The organism is Acrocarpospora phusangensis, from assembly GCF_016862995.1.
Classification (GTDB): Bacteria; Actinomycetota; Actinomycetes; order Streptosporangiales; family Streptosporangiaceae; genus Acrocarpospora; species Acrocarpospora phusangensis.
In genome coordinates this window covers 56,792-72,227 of sequence record NZ_BOOA01000048.1, presented here as the reverse complement: position 1 = coordinate 72,227, position 15,436 = coordinate 56,792, and the positions used below count along the sequence as shown (strand labels likewise).

Below are 15,436 nucleotides of genomic sequence, written 5' to 3'. Positions count from 1 at the left end.
AGAAGTAACGCAGTGACTGATGTAACGCAGTGAACGAATAGCTTGGCTCCGTCGTCTAGTGGCCCAGGACGCCGCCCTCTCAAGGCGGTAGCGGCGGTTCGAATCCGCTCGGGGCTACCAAGCAGGACCCCTCCATCGTGAGGGGTCTTTTCGTTTGCCTTCCGATTGGATAGTGTTACTATCGGAAGTGTCACTATCCAATGGAGGGCGCGATGTACACACTGCTGGCCGACGGACGGGAAGAGGCCATCGCGGGACCGGTCGTGCCGCACGGGGTCCCGTTACTGGGCTGGGAGCGCAAGCCGCACGGCTGGTGCCGGGGCGATGCCTGCGTGCCCGCCTTCCGGGCCGCCGCGGCCGAGACGCCCGCCGGGGTGGACGTGGCCGCCTTCGCCGAGCTGCTCGGGCGGATGGCCGTGGTCGACACCGCCAACGAGGTCATCGTGGTCGGCGAAACCCAGGAACTCACTCCCGACGTGGCCCCCGATTTCACCCTGGACGGCCTCACGCTGAGCGAACTGCGCGGCACCAAGGTCGCGCTGGTCTTCTGGGCGTCCTGGTGCGGCTGCCGGTATGACCTGAGCGCCTGGGACGACCTGCACCGCGAACTCGCGCCGTACGGGTTCCGGGTGGTGAGCGTCTCGCTGGACCGCGAACGCGCCGACGCCGCGCCCTGGATCGCCGGCCTCGCCCACACCTGCCTGGTGGACACCGAGGGCACGGTCGCGGAGCTGTACAACGTCATCAACGTGCCCACCGTCGTGTGGGTGGACGAATCCGGCAGGATCGCCCGCCCGCAGGACACCATGACCGCCACCGACACCTTCCGCGCGATGAACGGACTGTCCTCGGAGGCCGCCACCGCCGCCCTGCGGGCCTGGGTGCGCACCGGCGACTCCGGCCTCACCCGCGCGTCTGTACGGGCCCACCTGCGCGTGCCCAGCCCCGACGAGCGCCGTGCCCGCCTGCACGCCCGCCTGGCCACCTGGCTCTTCCGCCGATCCCGTACGGCCTCCGCCCGCGAGCACCTGGCCACCGCGGCCCGGCTGGCCCCCCACGACGTCGCCATCCGGCGCGGCCTGATGCCCCTGGACGGGGTCGACCCCTTCGGCGAGGAGTACTTCAAGCTCCGCGGCGAACTCGAATCCTCCGGGGTCGCCGTCTACCGTCCGCTCCCGGACTGGTCAGGCGATTTGCTTTCCACGGCACCTGGGTTCGAAAATTAGACCCATGACGACGACGATGAACCCCCAGAACTCGCGCACCCACACGTGGACGCCGCCCACCGTCCTGCCGGCGCACTTCGCCGAACTCAGCGGCCTGGAGTTCCTCCAGGCCATGCTGGACGGGAAGATCCCGGCGCCCCCGATCGCGGGCACCCTGGACTTCACCCTGGTCAGCGTCGGGCCGGGCGTCGCCGTCTTCGAGGGCCAGACCGGCGAGCACCAGTACAACCCGCTGGGCAGCATCCACGGAGGCTACCTGGCCACCCTGCTCGACTCCGCCCTCGGCTGCGCGGTCATGACCACGCTGCCGCCGGGCCAGGCGTACACGACCATCCAGCTCAACGTGAACATGATCAGGCCGGCCTTCGCCCACACCGGCCCGCTCCGCTGCGAGGCCACCACCCTGCACGTGGGCCGTACGGTCGCGACCGCCGAAGCCAGGATCACCGGCACGGCGGACGGCAAACTGTACGCGCACGGCACCACCACCTGCGCGATCTTCCCCCTCCGCTAGGGAGGGGTCACTTGCCGGAGCGGGCCTTGAAGAGGGCGCGCTTGGCGGCCTTGATCACCTGCTTGTCGGGGTGGGCGTCGCCGATGGCCTCCAGCAGCTCCTCGACGTGCGGGTGACGCACCTTCCAGATCACGTCGAGGAGGCCGATCAGGTCCGTCGCCGGGCCGATGTCCTCCAGGCTGCTGACGAACTCCGGACGGCCGAGACCGGCGGAGATGGTCCACATGTCCAGGATCAGCCAGTGCGTGTCCGCCTGGGTGGGTTCGGGGGCGTCCTCCACGTCCAGCTGCGTGAGATGCGTCGCCGCGTACGGCCGGAGCGAGGGCTCCTTGAGGGCGTTCAGCCAGGCCGGGACGGCGACCTCGCCGAGCGAGCCCACCATGCTGGCCGCCTGCACGCGGACCAGCGCGTCGGACTCGTCCGCCACGGCGGCGGCCAGGAGCTCGTGGGCGGCCGTGGCGGGCTCGCGCAGCCGCATCCAGGCGGCGAACTCCGCGTCGGCCTCCTCCTCGGACATGTCGGCGCTGGCGGAGAGCAGATCGTGCGCGGTCATCGCGTCGATGGCGGTCCTGGCGTCGACCTCGATGTCCTCGTCGTCCACCAGGTGCACGACGCCCTCCACGCCCAGCGGCGTGAACACGACCTCGTCGGCGTCGGTGACCTCGACCATGCCGTACCCCGTGAGCCAGCCGAGGACGGAGGCGAGCGGGTCGGCGACGGCCGCCCAGGCGTCGGCGCCCAGGTCGTCGTATTCGGCGACCGCTTCGGCGAGTTCGGCGCGGAGTTCGGCGAGGGGCTTGCGGAGGCCGCCGACCAGGACGCGGGCCAGGAACTCCCGGGTCAGGCCGGACAGGGCCAGAGTCAGGTCGTCGTCGTCCAGCTCGGGATCGCCGTAGTCGATCGAGTGCAGGCCCTGCATCCAGGCGTCCAGCACGTCCTCGTCGTCCTCGAACGGCCAGGCGGCGGTGTCGGAGTCGACGCTGACCGTGTCCTCGCCGTCGGGGGTGAGGAACTCCAGGTCGATGGCGAGGTTCCAGAGGTTCCACAGCTTCTGCGGCTCGGTCAGCGAGAGCACGGCCAGCGCCTCGTTCACCTCGCTCTCGCTGAGCAGGGTCTCGGTGCCGACCTTGCGCTGCACGCCCACCCAGACGGCCAGGTCACGGGCCTGGGCGAGGAGTGGGACCGCGCGGGCGGCGGCGGCCAGCTCCACGTCGGGACGGAGCCGGATGGTGGGCAGCTCGGCGATCTCGTCGGCGAACGGCTCGAAGTCGCCGAGGCTCTCGTCCTCGTCGCCCTCCTCGTCCTCCTCCTCGTCCCAGTCCCGCTCGGCGAGCGTGTCCTCCATCCGGTCGACGAACTCCTCCTCGAGGTCGTCGAGCTCGGCCAGGAGCTCGTTCAGCGCGTGCGATCCCTTGACGAGCCGGCCGGTCTCGGACAGGAACGTCAGGTACGCGCGCACGGCCGGGATCATGCCGTCGGCGGCCTCGTCCGGGTCCTCGACCACCTGGGGCATTCGCTCCAGCAGGACGGTACGCAGATCGTCGCGTCGCCAGAGGCCGACGTCGCCGCTGGCGGTGAGCCGATGCCACAGGGCCGCCGGGCCCACCAAATCGGGGTCGTTGCCTGGCGCGTGGGACGGCGCCCAGAGGATGAACTCCTGGAGCAGGGGACGCAGTTCCGCCGCGGCCGCCTCGATGCGATCTGTCACCCCGCCAGCCTAGGGCTAACAGGGCATGCACTCTAATCAGTTAGGGCAGCGACGGCACTGAGGTTCGGTGCCGGACGCGATTCGCCCGGCGGCTTCCGGCCGCGTTCGAGCGGTCCTTCCCGCAGATGGCCGCCCCATCGGCCGAGGTCCGGCGGACCTGCTCGCGATCACATGTGCGCGGCTCAGAGAGCCTCGGCCACAGGACGGCGGCCGCCGAGGCGGGCGGGAACGGAGGTGAGCGCCGCCACGACGACCACGGTCGCCAGCACCAGGGCCAGCAACTGCCAGATCGAGGGCAGCGCGGCCCTGTCGCCGTCGCCACCGGTGATCGCGTTTATCGCGGCGAACAGGGCGAAGCCTCCCGGGAAGACGCCGACAACGGCGCCGACGAGCGCGGGCAGGACCTGGGCGGCCGCCAGGGCCGCACTCACGTCGCCGGGGGTCGCGCCGAGGGCGCGCGCCAGCGCCGACGAATGCCGGTTGTCGAGCACCGTCGCCCAGGTGATGACGACGGCGTTGACCGCCGCCAGGCAGAGCAGCATGACCGTCCAGACCAGGAGCACGTGGCGCAGCACCTCCACCTGGGCGTCGTCGTATCCGCCGGCCAGTGGCTGGGTCGCGAGGAAGGCGTTGAGCACCAGCAGGACGAAGATCCCGCTGACCGTTGTCGCGATGCTGGCCACCCCCAGCACCACCCGTCGCGGCCGGCGGGCGGCGACCCGCAGGGCGAGCAGCAGCGGGACGGGCAACCGCGCCGAGATCGCGATCAGCCAGCCGGTGCGGCGGGGCGGGCGGGGCGAGTCGGCCAGGGCGCCGACGGTGCTGGAGCGAGCGGCGCGCACGGCTGGAACAGCGGTCGCGACAATCACGACGCCGAGCGCCACGGCGGTCACCGTACCGACGGTGGACATGGTCATCGACGGGACGCCCGCGCTGCCGACGAGGCCGGCGCTGGACTCGGTGAGCAGCGGAGCGGCCCATGATCCGGCCGCCAGCCCGGCCGCGGCCGCGACGAGGGCCACGAGGACGTACTCCGCGAGCAGCACGGCGGCGACCAGGCCCGGTGTGCCGCCGACCGCCTTGAGGAGGCCGACGCGCCTGGTCTGATCGGCCATCCGGCCGCCGACCAGCACCGACAGACTGGCCACGGCGAGCAGACCGAGCAGCCAGGCTCCGATCAGCAGCAGGATCTGGGAGTCCCTGGCCAGCTCGGTGGCCTCTTCGAGGATGTTCTGCCAGGCCTGCATGGTCGCGGCGCCGCCATGGTCGTGGTTCGCCGCCACGAACGCCTGGGCCTCGTCCGGGTGGGCCAGCTTCAGGTTCATCACGTACGCCAGCGAGTCCGGATCCGGGGTGAGGCTCCGCACATCCCCCTGGGTGAGCCAGACCAGACCCGGATTCCGCAACAGGTCCGGAAGGAGACGGGACAGCTTCTCGGGAGCCGCACCGCTCGCGCAGCCGACGGCGACCATGCAGGACCCGCCCGGATAGGGCGGCATGGCGGCGGTGACCGCGATGCCGACGACCTCGAACGACCGGCCGTCCAAGGTGACCGGATCACCGACGCGCACCCGGAGGGCGTCGGCGAAGGCCGCCTCGACGACCACGCCTCCGTCGCTGACCCAACTGCCCTGGGCCAGTTCCGGCTGGTCGACCGACGCGGGCGCGACGTCGCGCCCCACGGCCTGCACATCCGCCGTTCGACCGGACACCTGAAGCCGCGCCGGAACGACCGGGTACGGCCCGCTGCGGTCGACGACGCCGGGAGCCCCGGCCAATTCCTCGAGGCCGGGAAGCTTCGCGGACCGGATGACGCCGGCGACCACGTCGGGTCCGCTGGTCGCCTCCCGGGTGCTCTGGTACGGATCGCCGGCCGCGTCGCGCAGCACGAGTCCGAGCGTCAGCGTCGTGGTGGCCGCCATGATGGCCAGCAGCAGAAGCGCGGTCTCGGTACGCCGCCGCCGGAGGTCCCGGACGGCGAGGCGGACCACGAGCAGGATGCGGCCCATCGCCCTCAGCCCTCCAGCCCGGATCCGGCCGGCAGCGCCGGCGACTCGACATCCCCCACGGTGGTGAGCTCCCCCAACATCGCCAGCACCACTTCCCGCCGCATCAGCCCGCTAACCGTTATCCATATATCTAACGGTTATCCCCAATTGCGGCAAGCCTGTGCGTTAACCGGTCGCGGCACGGCAGCGGAGCCCGGCCGTCGGTGTCGGCCGGTTGGCCTGCGGGGAGGAGCGGGCGGGGTGGGCGCGGCGGACCACGGGAAGCGAGGGCGTGGGGGTCAGTTGGAACGGCGCATGGCCTCGGTGATGCGCTCGGCGGCGGTCACGACGGGGATGGCGTGGAGGCGGCCGGGGGTACGGCTGAGGCGTTCGATGGGGCCGGAGACGGAGACGGCGGCGATGACCTTGCCACCGGCGCCGCGGATGGGGGCGGAGACGCTGGCGACGCCCTGCTCGCGCTCGCCGACGCTGTGGGCCCAGCCGCGGCGGCGTACGCTGGCGAGAGTGGCGGCGGTGAACTTGGCGCCGCGCAGGCCGCGGTGGAGGCGGTCGGGCTCCTCCCAGGCGAGCAGGATCTGGGCGGCGGAACCGGCGGCCATCGGGAGGGCCGAGCCGACGGGCACGGTGTCGCGCAGGCCGCTGGCGCGTTCGGCGGCGGCGACGCAGACGCGTTCGTCGCCCTGGCGGCGGTAGAGCTGGGCGCTTTCGCCGGTCTGGTCGCGCAGGTGGGTGAGGACGGGCCCGGCGACGGCGAGCAGGCGGTCCTCGCCGGCCGCGGTGGACAGCTCCGAGAGCCGGGGGCCGAGAATGAAGCGGCCCTGGGTGTCGCGGGAGACGATGCGGTGGTGTTCCAAGGCCACGGCCAGCCGGTGGGCGGTCGGCCTGGCCAGGCCGGTGGCCTGCACCAGCTGGGCCAGCGAAGCCGGTCCGGCCTCCAGGGCGTTGAGCACGAGAACGGCCTTGTCGAGTACCCCGACTCCGCTAGAGTTGTCCATACCCCGATACTGCCGTCTCGCTATCCGAGATGCAAACGCGTTACCAAGTGGCAGCCGGTAGAGTTCCATATCCCGATATTTCAGTCTCATCATAAGAGATGATCACTCGGGGGAAAAGACGCAAGGAGGCGTTGAAAACCATGGGTCGCACACTGGCCGAGAAAGTCTGGGAACAGCATGTCGTGCGGCGCGCCGAGGGCGAGCCCGACCTGCTCTTCATCGACCTGCACCTCATCCACGAGGTGACCAGCCCACAGGCGTTCGACGGCCTGCGACTCGCGGACCGGAAGGTGCGGCGTCCCGATCTCACCATCGCGACCGAGGACCACAACGTCCCCACGGTGCTCGGCCCGATCAGCGACCCGGTCTCCCGGGCCCAGGTCGAGACGCTCCGCAAGAACGCCGCCGAGTTCGGCCTGCGGCTGCATCCCATGGGCGACGCCGGGCAGGGCGTGGTGCACATCATCGGCCCGCAGTTCGGCCTGACCCAGCCGGGCATGACCATCGTCTGCGGCGACTCGCACACCTCCACCCACGGCGCGTTCGGCGGCATCGCCTTCGGCATCGGCACCTCCGAGGTGGAGCACGTGCTCGCCACCCAGACGCTGCCCGCCTACCGGCCCAAGACCATGGCCATCGAGGTCAGCGGCGCACTGCCGTACGGCGTGACCGCCAAGGACCTGATCCTGGCCATCATCGCCAAGATCGGCACCGGCGGCGGCCAGGGCTACATCGTGGAGTACCGCGGCGAGGCCATCAGGAACCTGTCGATGGAAGGCCGGATGACGGTCTGCAACATGTCCATCGAGGCGGGCGCGCGGGCCGGCATGATCGCCCCCGACGAGACCACGTTCGCCTACCTCAAGGGCCGCCCGCACGCCCCCGAGGGCCCCGCCTGGGACGAGGCCGTGGCCTACTGGCGCACCCTCAGGACCGACGAGGACGCCGTCTTCGACCAGGTCGTCGAGATCGACGCGAGCACGCTGACCCCCTTCGTGACGTGGGGGACCAACCCGGGGCAGGGGGCTCCGCTGGCGGCGTCCGTACCGGCGCCGGAGGAGTTCGCGGACCCGGTGGAGCGGTCGGCGGCCGAGCGGGCGCTGGAGTACATGGGGCTCACCGCCGGGACGCCGCTGCGCGACGTCGAGGTGGACACGGTCTTCGTCGGGTCGTGCACCAACGGGCGCCTGGAGGACCTGCGCGCCGCCGCCGACATCCTGCGCGGCCGTACGGTCAAGACCAGGACGCTGATCGTGCCCGGTTCCATGCTGGTCAAGCTGGAGGCCGAGCGGGAGGGCCTGGACGAGGTGTTCCGGGCCGCCGGCGCCGAGTGGCGGGAGGCGGGCTGCTCCATGTGCCTGGGCATGAACCCGGACACCCTCGCCCCCGGCGAGCGCAGCGCCTCCACCTCCAACCGCAACTTCGAGGGCCGGCAGGGCAAGGGCGGCCGGACCCATCTGGTGTCTCCGCAGGTCGCCGCCGCGACCGCCGTCACCGGCAAGCTGACCGCCCCCGCCGACCTCTAACGGAGAACCACGATCATGGAAGCCTTCACCACCCACACCGGAACGGCCGTCCCGCTGCGCCGCAGCAACGTGGACACCGACCAGATCATCCCGGCCGTCTGGCTCAAGCAGGTCAGCCGTACCGGCTTCGAGAAGGGCCTGTTCGCCGCCTGGCGCGAGGACCCCGCTTTCGTCCTGAACAACCCGGTCTACCAGGGCGCCTCGGTCCTGCTGGCCGGCCCCGACTTCGGCACGGGCTCGTCCCGCGAACACGCCGTCTGGGCCCTCCAGCAGTACGGCTTCCGCGTCGTGATCGCGGCCAGGTTCGGCGACATCTTCCGCAACAACTCCACCAAGATGGGCCTGCTCCCCGTCGTCCTGGACGCCAAGGTGGTCGAGGAACTCCAGGCCGCCGCCGAGGCGGACCCGACCGCGGAGATCACCGTCGACCTGGTGGAGCGCCAGGTCAGGCTGGGGGAGAGCGCCTGGTCGTTCGAGATCGACGACTACACCCGCTGGCGGCTGCTGGAGGGCCTGGACGACATCGGACTGACCCTGCGTCACGCCGACGACATCGCCACGTACGAGAATGGTCGGCAGCCATGGCTGCCGACGACCGTCTGACCCCACTGGGCGGACCAGAAGACGAGCTGGCGCGGCGACTGCGGGACACGCATCGCCGCGTCAGGACGCTCCCCGTGCCCCGCGAGGAGCGGGCTCGCCTCGCCCGCAGGCTGCTGGCCATCTGCAATACCGCCAAGTGGGACATTCCCCACGCAATTGCCCGGCTGGATGGCTTCATCGCCTACCTGGACGGCGAATTCGACACGCCGAGTGAAGACCAAATCACGTAAGGTGATTGAGTCGCGCGCGTTCCTCCCTTACTTTCGAGCGCGTAAGGGGGAGGAACCAGATGAACAAGAAGGAACTCGTCGACGCGATCGCTGACCGCGTCGGGGACAAGAAGACGGCCACCGAGGCGGTCAACGCCGTCCTTGAGGCCATCCAGCACGCGGTGGCGAGCGGCGACAAGGTTTCCATCACCGGCTTCGGCGCCTTTGAGATGGTGCACAAGCCGGCCCGCCAGGCTCGGAACCCTTCGACCGGCGCGCCGATCAAGGTCGCCGAGAGCTGGGCGCCCAAATTCCGCCCAGGGGCGGACTTCAAGGAGCTGGTCAACGCCGGCGGCAAGAAGCACGCCAAAAAGAAGTAGCTTGCGAGAACGGCGCCCTACCCGGGCGCCGTTCTGATCTCACGGGACCGGGAACGTGCTCAGCGTGATGTAGGTGATCCGGTCGCCCGTCATGACGATGTTGACGCGCTGGCCGGAGCGCAGCAGGCGGAGCGGCCCCGCGTCGAAGGCCGCCGTGCCGAACGGCAGCTCCGTGCCGTCGTCGAGGTAGACCGAGCCGGAGCGGCTCGTCTCGTCGTAGGTCTTCACCGTGGCCTGCACGTGATCAGCGTAACCTCAGCGGGCCGGAATGTAGGAGGCCAGGCCGCGGACGAGGATGTCCACGCCGAGTTCGAAGCGGTAGTCGTTGGACTCGTCCACCATGTACGGCGCCATGGCGACCATGTTGGGGAAACGCTCGGGCGGCAGGTCGGCGAAGTAGTTCATGATCTCGGCGCGTTTGCTCTCCCAGGTCGCCTCGTCCATGTCGCGGTAGCGTTCCAGCCACATGCCCTCCTCCAGGCAGAAGCCCTCGATGTAGGTGGACAGCAGGTCGCCGGCCATGGCGGCCACCGGGTCGGGCATGCCGCTGGCGCGGAAGATGGCCATCAGGCGTTCCACGTGCGGGAGGAGCTCGGGGCTGAACGGGATGTGGGCCATGGAGATGCGGGCCAGGTCGCGGTGGCGGCGCAGCCGGGCGCGGCCGTGCCTGGCGAACTCCTTGACCTGCTCCTGCCAGTTCTCCGGGTCGGGGTCGGGCAGCTCGTAGCCCTCGAACGTGCGGTTGTACATGAGCTCGAACAGCTCGTCCTTGTTGGCGACGTGCACGTAGAGCGCCGACACGGCGACGCCCAGCTCCAGCGCGACCTGCCGCATGCTGAACCGGTCGTAGCCCTCCCTGTCGAGTACGGCGTAGGCCGCGTCGACGATCCGCTCCCTGGTCAGCGGCACCCTCGCGGGGGCGGGCCGGCGGCGGTGGCGGTCCCAGGGCGGGGCCGGCAGGTCGGTCTCGCTCATCTCATCACCTCTTCCCGCACTGTAGTGAACGACGATCGTGAAGGCGAACACGACTCTTGTCCGATGAACAGTGTTCATGCTAGAACGGTGTTCATTAGAATCTGAACACTGTTCTCCTCTGGAGGTCCCCCCATGACCACGACTGCCGCCGACGAGGCCGTCGGCTATCGATGGCGCTGGCCGGCGCTGTTCGTCATCCTCGGCGCGGAGATCATGGACCTGATCGACGCCATGGTCACCAACATCGCCGGTCCGCACGTCCGGGCCGACCTGGGCGGCTCGGAGACCGTGCTGCAGTGGCTCGGCGCGGCCTACATGCTGGCCATGGCGACCGGTCTGCTCACCGGCGGGCGGCTCGGCGACATCTTCGGACGGCGCCGGATGTTCCTGATCGGGGCGGCGGGCTTCACGCTCGGGTCGCTGCTGTGCGGCCTGTCCCAGTCGCCGGAGATGTTGGTCGGGTCGCGAGTGCTCCAGGGGCTGTTCGCGGCCGTCATGATCCCGCAGGGCCTCGGCATGATCAAGGAGATGTTCCCGCCGAAGGAGATGGCCACCGCGTTCGGCATGTTCGGGCCGGTCATGGGCCTGGCCTCGGTGGGCGGGCCGATCCTGGCCGGCTGGCTGATCGACGCCGACCTGTTCGGCACGGGCTGGCGCATGATCTTCCTGATCAACCTGCCGGTCGGCCTGCTGGCCTTCGCGGCCGGCCTGCGCTTCCTGCCCGAGTCGCGCTCGCCGCACCCGCTCCGGCTGGACCTGCTCGGCGTGGCGCTGGCCTCGGTGGCCGGGGTGCTGATCGTGTACCCGCTGGTGCAGGGCCGCGAGAAGGACTGGCCCGCCTGGGCGTTCGTCATGATCGCCGCGTCGGTGGCGGTGTTCGGGCTGTTCGGCGTGTACCAGGCCCGCCGGCGCCGGTGGGGCCGGGACCCGCTGATCGAGCCCAGCCTGTTCCGGAAGCGGGCCTTCAACGGCGGCCTGGTCACCGGGATGGTGTTCTTCGCCGGCATGGCGGGCTTCATGCTGGTCTTCAACCTGTACACGCAGATCGGGCTGGGCTACTCGCCGCTCAAGGCCGGGCTCGCGGGGGTGCCCTGGTCGCTCGGCATGATCGCCGGGTTCGGCCTGGCGCAGCCGCTGCTCAAGTTCGGCCGCCGCTGCTTCCAGCTCGGCACGACGATCATGATCCTGGGGGTGGTCGGCGTCTGGGCCACGCTGCAGATCGCCGGGCTCCACGTCACGCCCTGGCAGCTCACGCCCGCCCTGGTGGTGACCGGTCTCGGCATGGGCCTGCTCATGGCGCCCTTCTTCGACCTGGTCCTGGCCGGGGTCGAGCCCGAGGAGACCGGCTCCGCCTCCGGCACGCTCACCGCGATCCAGCAGCTCGGCAACGCGTTCGGGGTCGCCCTGCTCGGCACGGTCTTCTTCGACCTGCTCGGGGACGTGCCCACCGGGCCGAGCTTCGAGAACGCGATGGAGGTCACGCTCTGGGTGGTCGCCGGCATGCTGGCGCTGACCTTCGCGGTCTCGTTCCTGCTGCCGGAGAAGGCCCGCGAGGAGTCAGCCGGTCACTAGGAACCCAGGAACTTGGCGGCCACGGCGGCGGTGTGCGGGCCCAGGCCCAGCGCCGTCGCCGTACGCAGGTCCTCGACCGTGTCCACGTCGCGGCGGACGGTCGGGATGTCGTCCAGGGCCAGTTCCTTCGCGCCGCCGGCGAGGTGGCGGGCGCGGGACTCGCCGCCGAAGCGGGGGGTGAACGGGATGCCGGCGAGGGTGGCGTACAGGGTGGTGCCGGTGCCGGGGGCGTCGGGGACGAAGGATTCGTCGAACTCGCCGGCCGCCGTCAGGGCGCGGGCCAGTTCGGCGGGGCGGAGGGCGGGCAGGTCGGCCTGGAGCGCGGCCACGGGATCGCCGGGCGAGAGCCGTACGGCCTCGGCGAAGCCGGCGCGGAGTGCGGTGTTGAGGCCCCTGTCCGGGTCGGCGACCACGACGGCGCCCAGGTCGGCCAGGCGGGCCGCGGGGATGGGGTCGGCGGTGACCACGATCACCCGGGCGACCAGGGGGCAGGCCAGGGCGGCCGAGGCGGTGTCGGCGGCGACGGCCACGGCGAGGTCCTCGCGGTGGGCGCCCGCCGCGCCCGCGAGCCGGGTCTTGGCCCTGAGGAGGGTCTTCACCGGGATGATCATCGACCAGCGTGCTCGGTGCATTACCCAAGCATCCCGCCTCGACATCGGCTTGACGTAACCGGGAGACTGACCCGCACAGACCGTGCTGTTCGGGGACAGGTGAGGATACAAACGATGAGCCGCCGCGCCGGGCGACCCACCCGATTCTGGGAAGGGGTCGCCATCGTGATCGTCAAGCCGCTCTCCCTGCTGCTCGTCAAGCGGGACTGGCGGCGGGGAGACCTGATTCCCAGGCGGGGCGGGGTGATCGTGGCGGCCAACCACCTGTCCTGGACCGATCCCGTGCTGCTCTCGCACTACCTGCACGTGAACGGCCGCTGGCCGGTCATCCTGGCCAAGGCGGGCCTGTTCCGGGTGCCCGTGCTCGGCTACCTGGTGCGCGCCCTGCTGGCCATCCCGGTGGAGCGCGGCAGCGCGTCGGCCACCGAGTCACTGGCCGTCGCCGAGCAGCGGCTGCGCGACGGCGGCTGCGTGCTCTTCTACCCGGAGGGCACGATCACCCGCGATCCGGACCTGTGGCCGATGACGGGCAAGACAGGCGTCGCCCGGCTGGCGCTGACCACGGGCGCCCAGGTCATCCCGATCGCCCACTGGGGCGCCCAGGAGCTGCTGCCGTACGGCCAGACGAAGATCAGGCTGTTCCCCCGCAAGACCTTCCGGGTGCTGGCCGGGCCCCCGGTGGACCTGTCCCGGCACCAGGGGGTCGGCCCCGAGGCGCTGCGGGAGGCGACCGCCGACATCATGGCGGCCATCACCGCGCAGCTGGCGGAGCTGCGCGGCGAGAAGGCCCCCGACGTCCGCGCTAACGGCTGACTTCGGCGTACGGTGAGGGAATGACCAAGGCTGCCGTGCTCGGAACCGGCTCGTGGGGGACGACATTCGGGATGATCCTCGCCGAGGCGGGCACCCGGACGACGCTGTGGGGGCGGCGCGCCGAGATCGTGCACGCCATCGACCGCGACCATGAGAACCCCGACTACCTGCCCGGACTCCAGCTTCCTGAGACGCTGCGGGCGACCACCGACCCGGCGGAGGCGATGGCCGGGGCCGACTTCGTGGTGCTGGCCGTGCCGGCCCAGACGCTGCGCGAGAACCTGGCCGCGTGGCGGCCGTACCTGCCGCCTGGAGCGGTCCTGGTCAGCCTGATGAAGGGGATCGAGCTCGGCACGACCAAGCGGATGAGCGAGGTCATCACCGAGGTGGCCGAGGTGCCGCCCGGCCGGGTGGCCGTGGTGTCGGGGCCGAACCTGGTGGGCGAGCTGGCCCAGCGTCAGCCGGCCGCCGCGGTGGTGGCCTGCCCGGACCAGCTGGTGGCCGAGCGGTTCCAGGAGGCGTGCCACCTGCCGTGGTTCCGGACGTACACCAATCCGGACGTGGTGGGCGTGGAGCTCGGCGGCGCGGTCAAGAACGTGATCGCGCTGGCGGTCGGCGTGGCGGTCGGGATGGGGCTCGGCGACAACCTGCGGGCCACGCTGATGACGCGCGGGCTGGCGGAGATCTCCCGGCTGGGCGCGGCGCTGGGCGCGGACCCGCACACCTTCGCCGGGCTGGCCGGGATGGGCGACCTGATCGCGACCTGCACCTCGCCGCTGTCCCGCAACCGCACGTTCGGCGAGAACCTCGGGCGCGGCATGACCATGGCCGAGGTGGTGGCCGCCACCAAGCAGACGGCCGAGGGCGTGAAGTCCTGCGAGTCGGTGCTGGACCTGGCCACCAAGCACGACGTGGAGATGCCCATCACCGAGGTCGTGGTGGGGGTCGTGCACGACGGCATGACCCCGGCCGAGGCCGCTGTGCTCCTGATGTCACGTACGCCCAAGCCTGAACGATATGGCGTGTAAATCCTGATAAAAGAAGCTGGTGAGCGTGAAGCGCAGCCGGAGACGACTCGGAGAGAACTCCAGGGCGGTCCACCTGCCCGCCCCGGCCACCCCCCGGCAGGTCCCCGTCGGGCCGCCGGTCTGGCGTTCGGCGGCGTGGACCTTCGACAGCACCTCCGAGCAGGCCGACGTGCTGGCCGAGCACATCCCCGGCTTCGCCTACAGCCGGATCGACAACCCGACGGTGGCGGCCTTCGCCGACGGCGTCGCCTCGCTGGAGGGGGCCGCCGCGCCTGAGGACGTGGCCGGGCAGGCGTTCTCCTCCGGCATGGCGGCCATCAACGCGGTGCTGATGACCTTCCTGCGCGCGGGCACGCACGTGGTCGCGCCCGCGCCGATCCACGGGCCGACGTACTCGCTGCTGGTCAACGTGCTCAGCAGGTTCGGGGTCACCGTCGACTTCGTCGACTACTCCGACGTGCGGCGGGTGCGCTCCGCCGTACGCGCCAACACCAAGGTCGTGTACGCGGAGACGCTGGCCAACCCGACCATGGCCGTGGCCGACATCCGCGGCCTCTACCGGATCGCCCGGGAGGCCGGCGCCCTGCTGGTGGTCGACTCCACCTTCGCCACCCCGGTCGTCTGCCGCCCGCTGGAGCACGGCGCCGACCTGGTCGTGCACTCGGCCACCAAGTACATCGGCGGTCACGACGACTGCACCGGCGGCGTCGTGGTCGGCCGGCCCGACCTGATCGGCCAGATCCGCGAGGTGCGCATCGACACCGGCGCCTCGCTCTCACCCGACGAGGCGTTCCTGCTCAGGCGCGGCCTGGAGACGCTCCCGCTGCGGGTCCGCCGGATGTGCTCGACCGCCCTGGTGTTCGCGGCCGCGATCGCCAAACACCCCGCGGTGCGCCGCGTCGACTACCCCGGCCTGCCCAGCCATCCCGGCCACCAGCTGGCCCGGCTGCTGTTCGACTCCGGGCCCGAGGGCACCCGGTTCGGGGCCATGGTCACGGTGACGCCGCGCGGCGGATTCGAGGCCGGGGCCGCGCTCGCCGACGCCCTCCGGCTCGCCAGGATCGCCACCTCCATGGGCGGCACCCACACCAAGGTCGCCCACGTGGCCTCGGTGACCCGCGCGGAGGAGGCGATTCCGGGCGTGGACGCGGGAGCCGTACGGTTCTCTATCGGGCTGGAGGACGCGGAAGACCTGATAGCGGACACCACCCAGGCACTCGACGCGCTTCGGTCTGTGTCGCCCACGCGTGGTTGACAAGGCATTTTG

General features: G+C 71.0%; 16 protein-coding genes and 1 tRNA gene. 11 read left to right on the top strand and 6 right to left on the bottom strand.

The annotated features are described in order from the left end of the window. Nucleotides 1-44: 44 nt before the first annotated feature. The 3 genes from Aph01nite_RS26455 (at nt 45) to Aph01nite_RS26445 (ending at nt 1,740) form a co-directional block, all read left to right on the top strand. Nucleotides 45-120, top strand: a tRNA-Glu gene (locus Aph01nite_RS26455). A gap of 92 nt (nt 121-212) precedes the next feature. Continuing rightward, entirely contained in the window at nt 213-1,226 is a 1,014-nt protein-coding gene (locus Aph01nite_RS26450) for a TlpA disulfide reductase family protein (RefSeq protein WP_204043693.1), read from the top strand. Nucleotides 1,227-1,230: 4 nt separating this feature from the next. Next, complete coding sequence (locus Aph01nite_RS26445; protein ID WP_239161994.1) at nt 1,231-1,740, top strand: PaaI family thioesterase; 510 nt, start codon at nt 1,231-1,233, stop codon at nt 1,738-1,740. A 7-nt stretch (nt 1,741-1,747) separates the two neighbouring features. Here Aph01nite_RS26445 and Aph01nite_RS26440 read toward each other — a convergent pair whose 3' ends face one another. The 3 genes from Aph01nite_RS26440 to Aph01nite_RS26430 form a co-directional block, all read right to left on the bottom strand. Beyond that, the gene (locus Aph01nite_RS26440) at nt 1,748-3,448 is read right to left on the bottom strand and encodes a hypothetical protein (protein ID WP_204043692.1); all 1,701 of its coding nucleotides are present in this window, start codon (nt 3,446-3,448) and stop codon (nt 1,748-1,750) included. A 182-nt stretch (nt 3,449-3,630) separates the two neighbouring features. Then, nucleotides 3,631-5,457, bottom strand: coding sequence for an FtsX-like permease family protein (locus Aph01nite_RS26435; RefSeq protein WP_204043691.1), 1,827 nt, complete (start codon nt 5,455-5,457; stop codon nt 3,631-3,633). A gap of 278 nt (nt 5,458-5,735) precedes the next feature. Further along, the gene (locus Aph01nite_RS26430) at nt 5,736-6,452 is read right to left on the bottom strand and encodes an IclR family transcriptional regulator (RefSeq protein WP_204043690.1); all 717 of its coding nucleotides are present in this window, start codon (nt 6,450-6,452) and stop codon (nt 5,736-5,738) included. 140 nt (nt 6,453-6,592) lie between these two features. Here Aph01nite_RS26430 and leuC point away from each other — a divergent pair, with 140 nt between their 5' ends. The 4 genes from leuC to Aph01nite_RS26410 are packed head-to-tail and all read left to right on the top strand — an operon-like array spanning nt 6,593 to nt 9,170. Next, the gene (gene leuC, locus Aph01nite_RS26425; RefSeq protein ID WP_204043689.1) at nt 6,593-7,978 is read left to right on the top strand and encodes a 3-isopropylmalate dehydratase large subunit; all 1,386 of its coding nucleotides are present in this window, start codon (nt 6,593-6,595) and stop codon (nt 7,976-7,978) included. Nucleotides 7,979-7,993: 15 nt separating this feature from the next. Then, a complete protein-coding gene (gene leuD / locus Aph01nite_RS26420) occupies nt 7,994-8,581 on the top strand; it encodes a 3-isopropylmalate dehydratase small subunit (protein WP_204043688.1) in 588 nt (195 codons plus the stop codon). Then, a complete protein-coding gene (locus tag Aph01nite_RS26415) occupies nt 8,560-8,811 on the top strand; it encodes an SCO5555 family protein (protein ID WP_204043687.1) in 252 nt (83 codons plus the stop codon). The genes leuD and Aph01nite_RS26415 overlap by 22 nt, the downstream gene beginning before the upstream one ends. Before the next feature lie 59 nt (nt 8,812-8,870). Continuing rightward, nucleotides 8,871-9,170, top strand: a complete 300-nt coding sequence (locus Aph01nite_RS26410; protein ID WP_204043686.1) for an HU family DNA-binding protein — start codon at nt 8,871-8,873, stop codon at nt 9,168-9,170. Between the two features lie 39 nt (nt 9,171-9,209). Here Aph01nite_RS26410 and Aph01nite_RS26405 read toward each other — a convergent pair whose 3' ends face one another. Continuing rightward, nucleotides 9,210-9,410 (bottom strand): hypothetical protein, encoded by a 201-nt coding sequence (locus Aph01nite_RS26405; protein ID WP_204043685.1) that lies wholly within the window; start codon nt 9,408-9,410, stop codon nt 9,210-9,212. 15 nt (nt 9,411-9,425) lie between these two features. After that, nucleotides 9,426-10,145 carry a TetR/AcrR family transcriptional regulator gene (locus tag Aph01nite_RS26400; protein WP_204043684.1) on the bottom strand — a complete coding sequence of 240 codons (720 nt, stop codon included), beginning with the start codon at nt 10,143-10,145 and terminating at the stop codon, nt 9,426-9,428. A gap of 132 nt (nt 10,146-10,277) precedes the next feature. Between Aph01nite_RS26400 and Aph01nite_RS26395 the strand changes: the two genes are divergently transcribed. Next, complete coding sequence (locus Aph01nite_RS26395) at nt 10,278-11,717, top strand: MFS transporter (RefSeq protein ID WP_204043683.1); 1,440 nt, start codon at nt 10,278-10,280, stop codon at nt 11,715-11,717. Here Aph01nite_RS26395 and cofC read toward each other — a convergent pair. Continuing rightward, on the bottom strand, nt 11,714-12,349 hold the full coding sequence (gene cofC / locus Aph01nite_RS26390) for a 2-phospho-L-lactate guanylyltransferase (protein WP_204043682.1): 636 nt from the start codon (nt 12,347-12,349) through the stop codon (nt 11,714-11,716). The two genes, Aph01nite_RS26395 and cofC, sit on opposite strands and share 4 nt — an antisense overlap. Nucleotides 12,350-12,442: 93 nt before the next feature. Between cofC and Aph01nite_RS26385 the strand changes: the two genes are divergently transcribed. From Aph01nite_RS26385 to Aph01nite_RS26375, 3 genes are read left to right on the top strand one after another with little or no spacing between them, the layout of a single operon-like run. Then, nucleotides 12,443-13,141, top strand: a complete 699-nt coding sequence (locus Aph01nite_RS26385) for a lysophospholipid acyltransferase family protein (protein ID WP_204043681.1) — start codon at nt 12,443-12,445, stop codon at nt 13,139-13,141. A gap of 20 nt (nt 13,142-13,161) precedes the next feature. Beyond that, nucleotides 13,162-14,169: an NAD(P)H-dependent glycerol-3-phosphate dehydrogenase gene (locus Aph01nite_RS26380; protein WP_204043680.1), complete on the top strand. Its 1,008-nt coding sequence runs from the start codon at nt 13,162-13,164 to the stop codon at nt 14,167-14,169. 19 nt (nt 14,170-14,188) lie between these two features. Next, a complete protein-coding gene (locus tag Aph01nite_RS26375; protein WP_204043679.1) occupies nt 14,189-15,424 on the top strand; it encodes a trans-sulfuration enzyme family protein in 1,236 nt (411 codons plus the stop codon). Nucleotides 15,425-15,436: the final 12 nt, after the last annotated feature.

Bases quoted from the DNA above. Each gene is read 5' to 3' on its own strand.
- Aph01nite_RS26380 (WP_204043680.1), top strand. From the start codon at position 13,162: ATGACCAAGGCTGCCGTGCTCGGAACCGGCTCGTGGGGGACGACATTC.
- Aph01nite_RS26395 (WP_204043683.1), top strand. From the start codon at position 10,278: ATGACCACGACTGCCGCCGACGAGGCCGTCGGCTATCGATGGCGCTGG.
- Aph01nite_RS26400 (WP_204043684.1), bottom strand. From the start codon at position 10,145: ATGAGCGAGACCGACCTGCCGGCCCCGCCCTGGGACCGCCACCGCCGC.
- leuC (WP_204043689.1), top strand. From the start codon at position 6,593: ATGGGTCGCACACTGGCCGAGAAAGTCTGGGAACAGCATGTCGTGCGG.
- Aph01nite_RS26385 (WP_204043681.1), top strand. From the start codon at position 12,443: ATGAGCCGCCGCGCCGGGCGACCCACCCGATTCTGGGAAGGGGTCGCC.
- cofC (WP_204043682.1), bottom strand. From the start codon at position 12,349: ATGCACCGAGCACGCTGGTCGATGATCATCCCGGTGAAGACCCTCCTC.
- Aph01nite_RS26445 (WP_239161994.1), top strand. From the start codon at position 1,231: ATGACGACGACGATGAACCCCCAGAACTCGCGCACCCACACGTGGACG.
- Aph01nite_RS26430 (WP_204043690.1), bottom strand. From the start codon at position 6,452: ATGGACAACTCTAGCGGAGTCGGGGTACTCGACAAGGCCGTTCTCGTG.
- Aph01nite_RS26435 (WP_204043691.1), bottom strand. From the start codon at position 5,457: ATGGGCCGCATCCTGCTCGTGGTCCGCCTCGCCGTCCGGGACCTCCGG.
- Aph01nite_RS26415 (WP_204043687.1), top strand. From the start codon at position 8,560: ATGGCTGCCGACGACCGTCTGACCCCACTGGGCGGACCAGAAGACGAG.
- leuD (WP_204043688.1), top strand. From the start codon at position 7,994: ATGGAAGCCTTCACCACCCACACCGGAACGGCCGTCCCGCTGCGCCGC.
- Aph01nite_RS26450 (WP_204043693.1), top strand. From the start codon at position 213: ATGTACACACTGCTGGCCGACGGACGGGAAGAGGCCATCGCGGGACCG.
- Aph01nite_RS26410 (WP_204043686.1), top strand. From the start codon at position 8,871: ATGAACAAGAAGGAACTCGTCGACGCGATCGCTGACCGCGTCGGGGAC.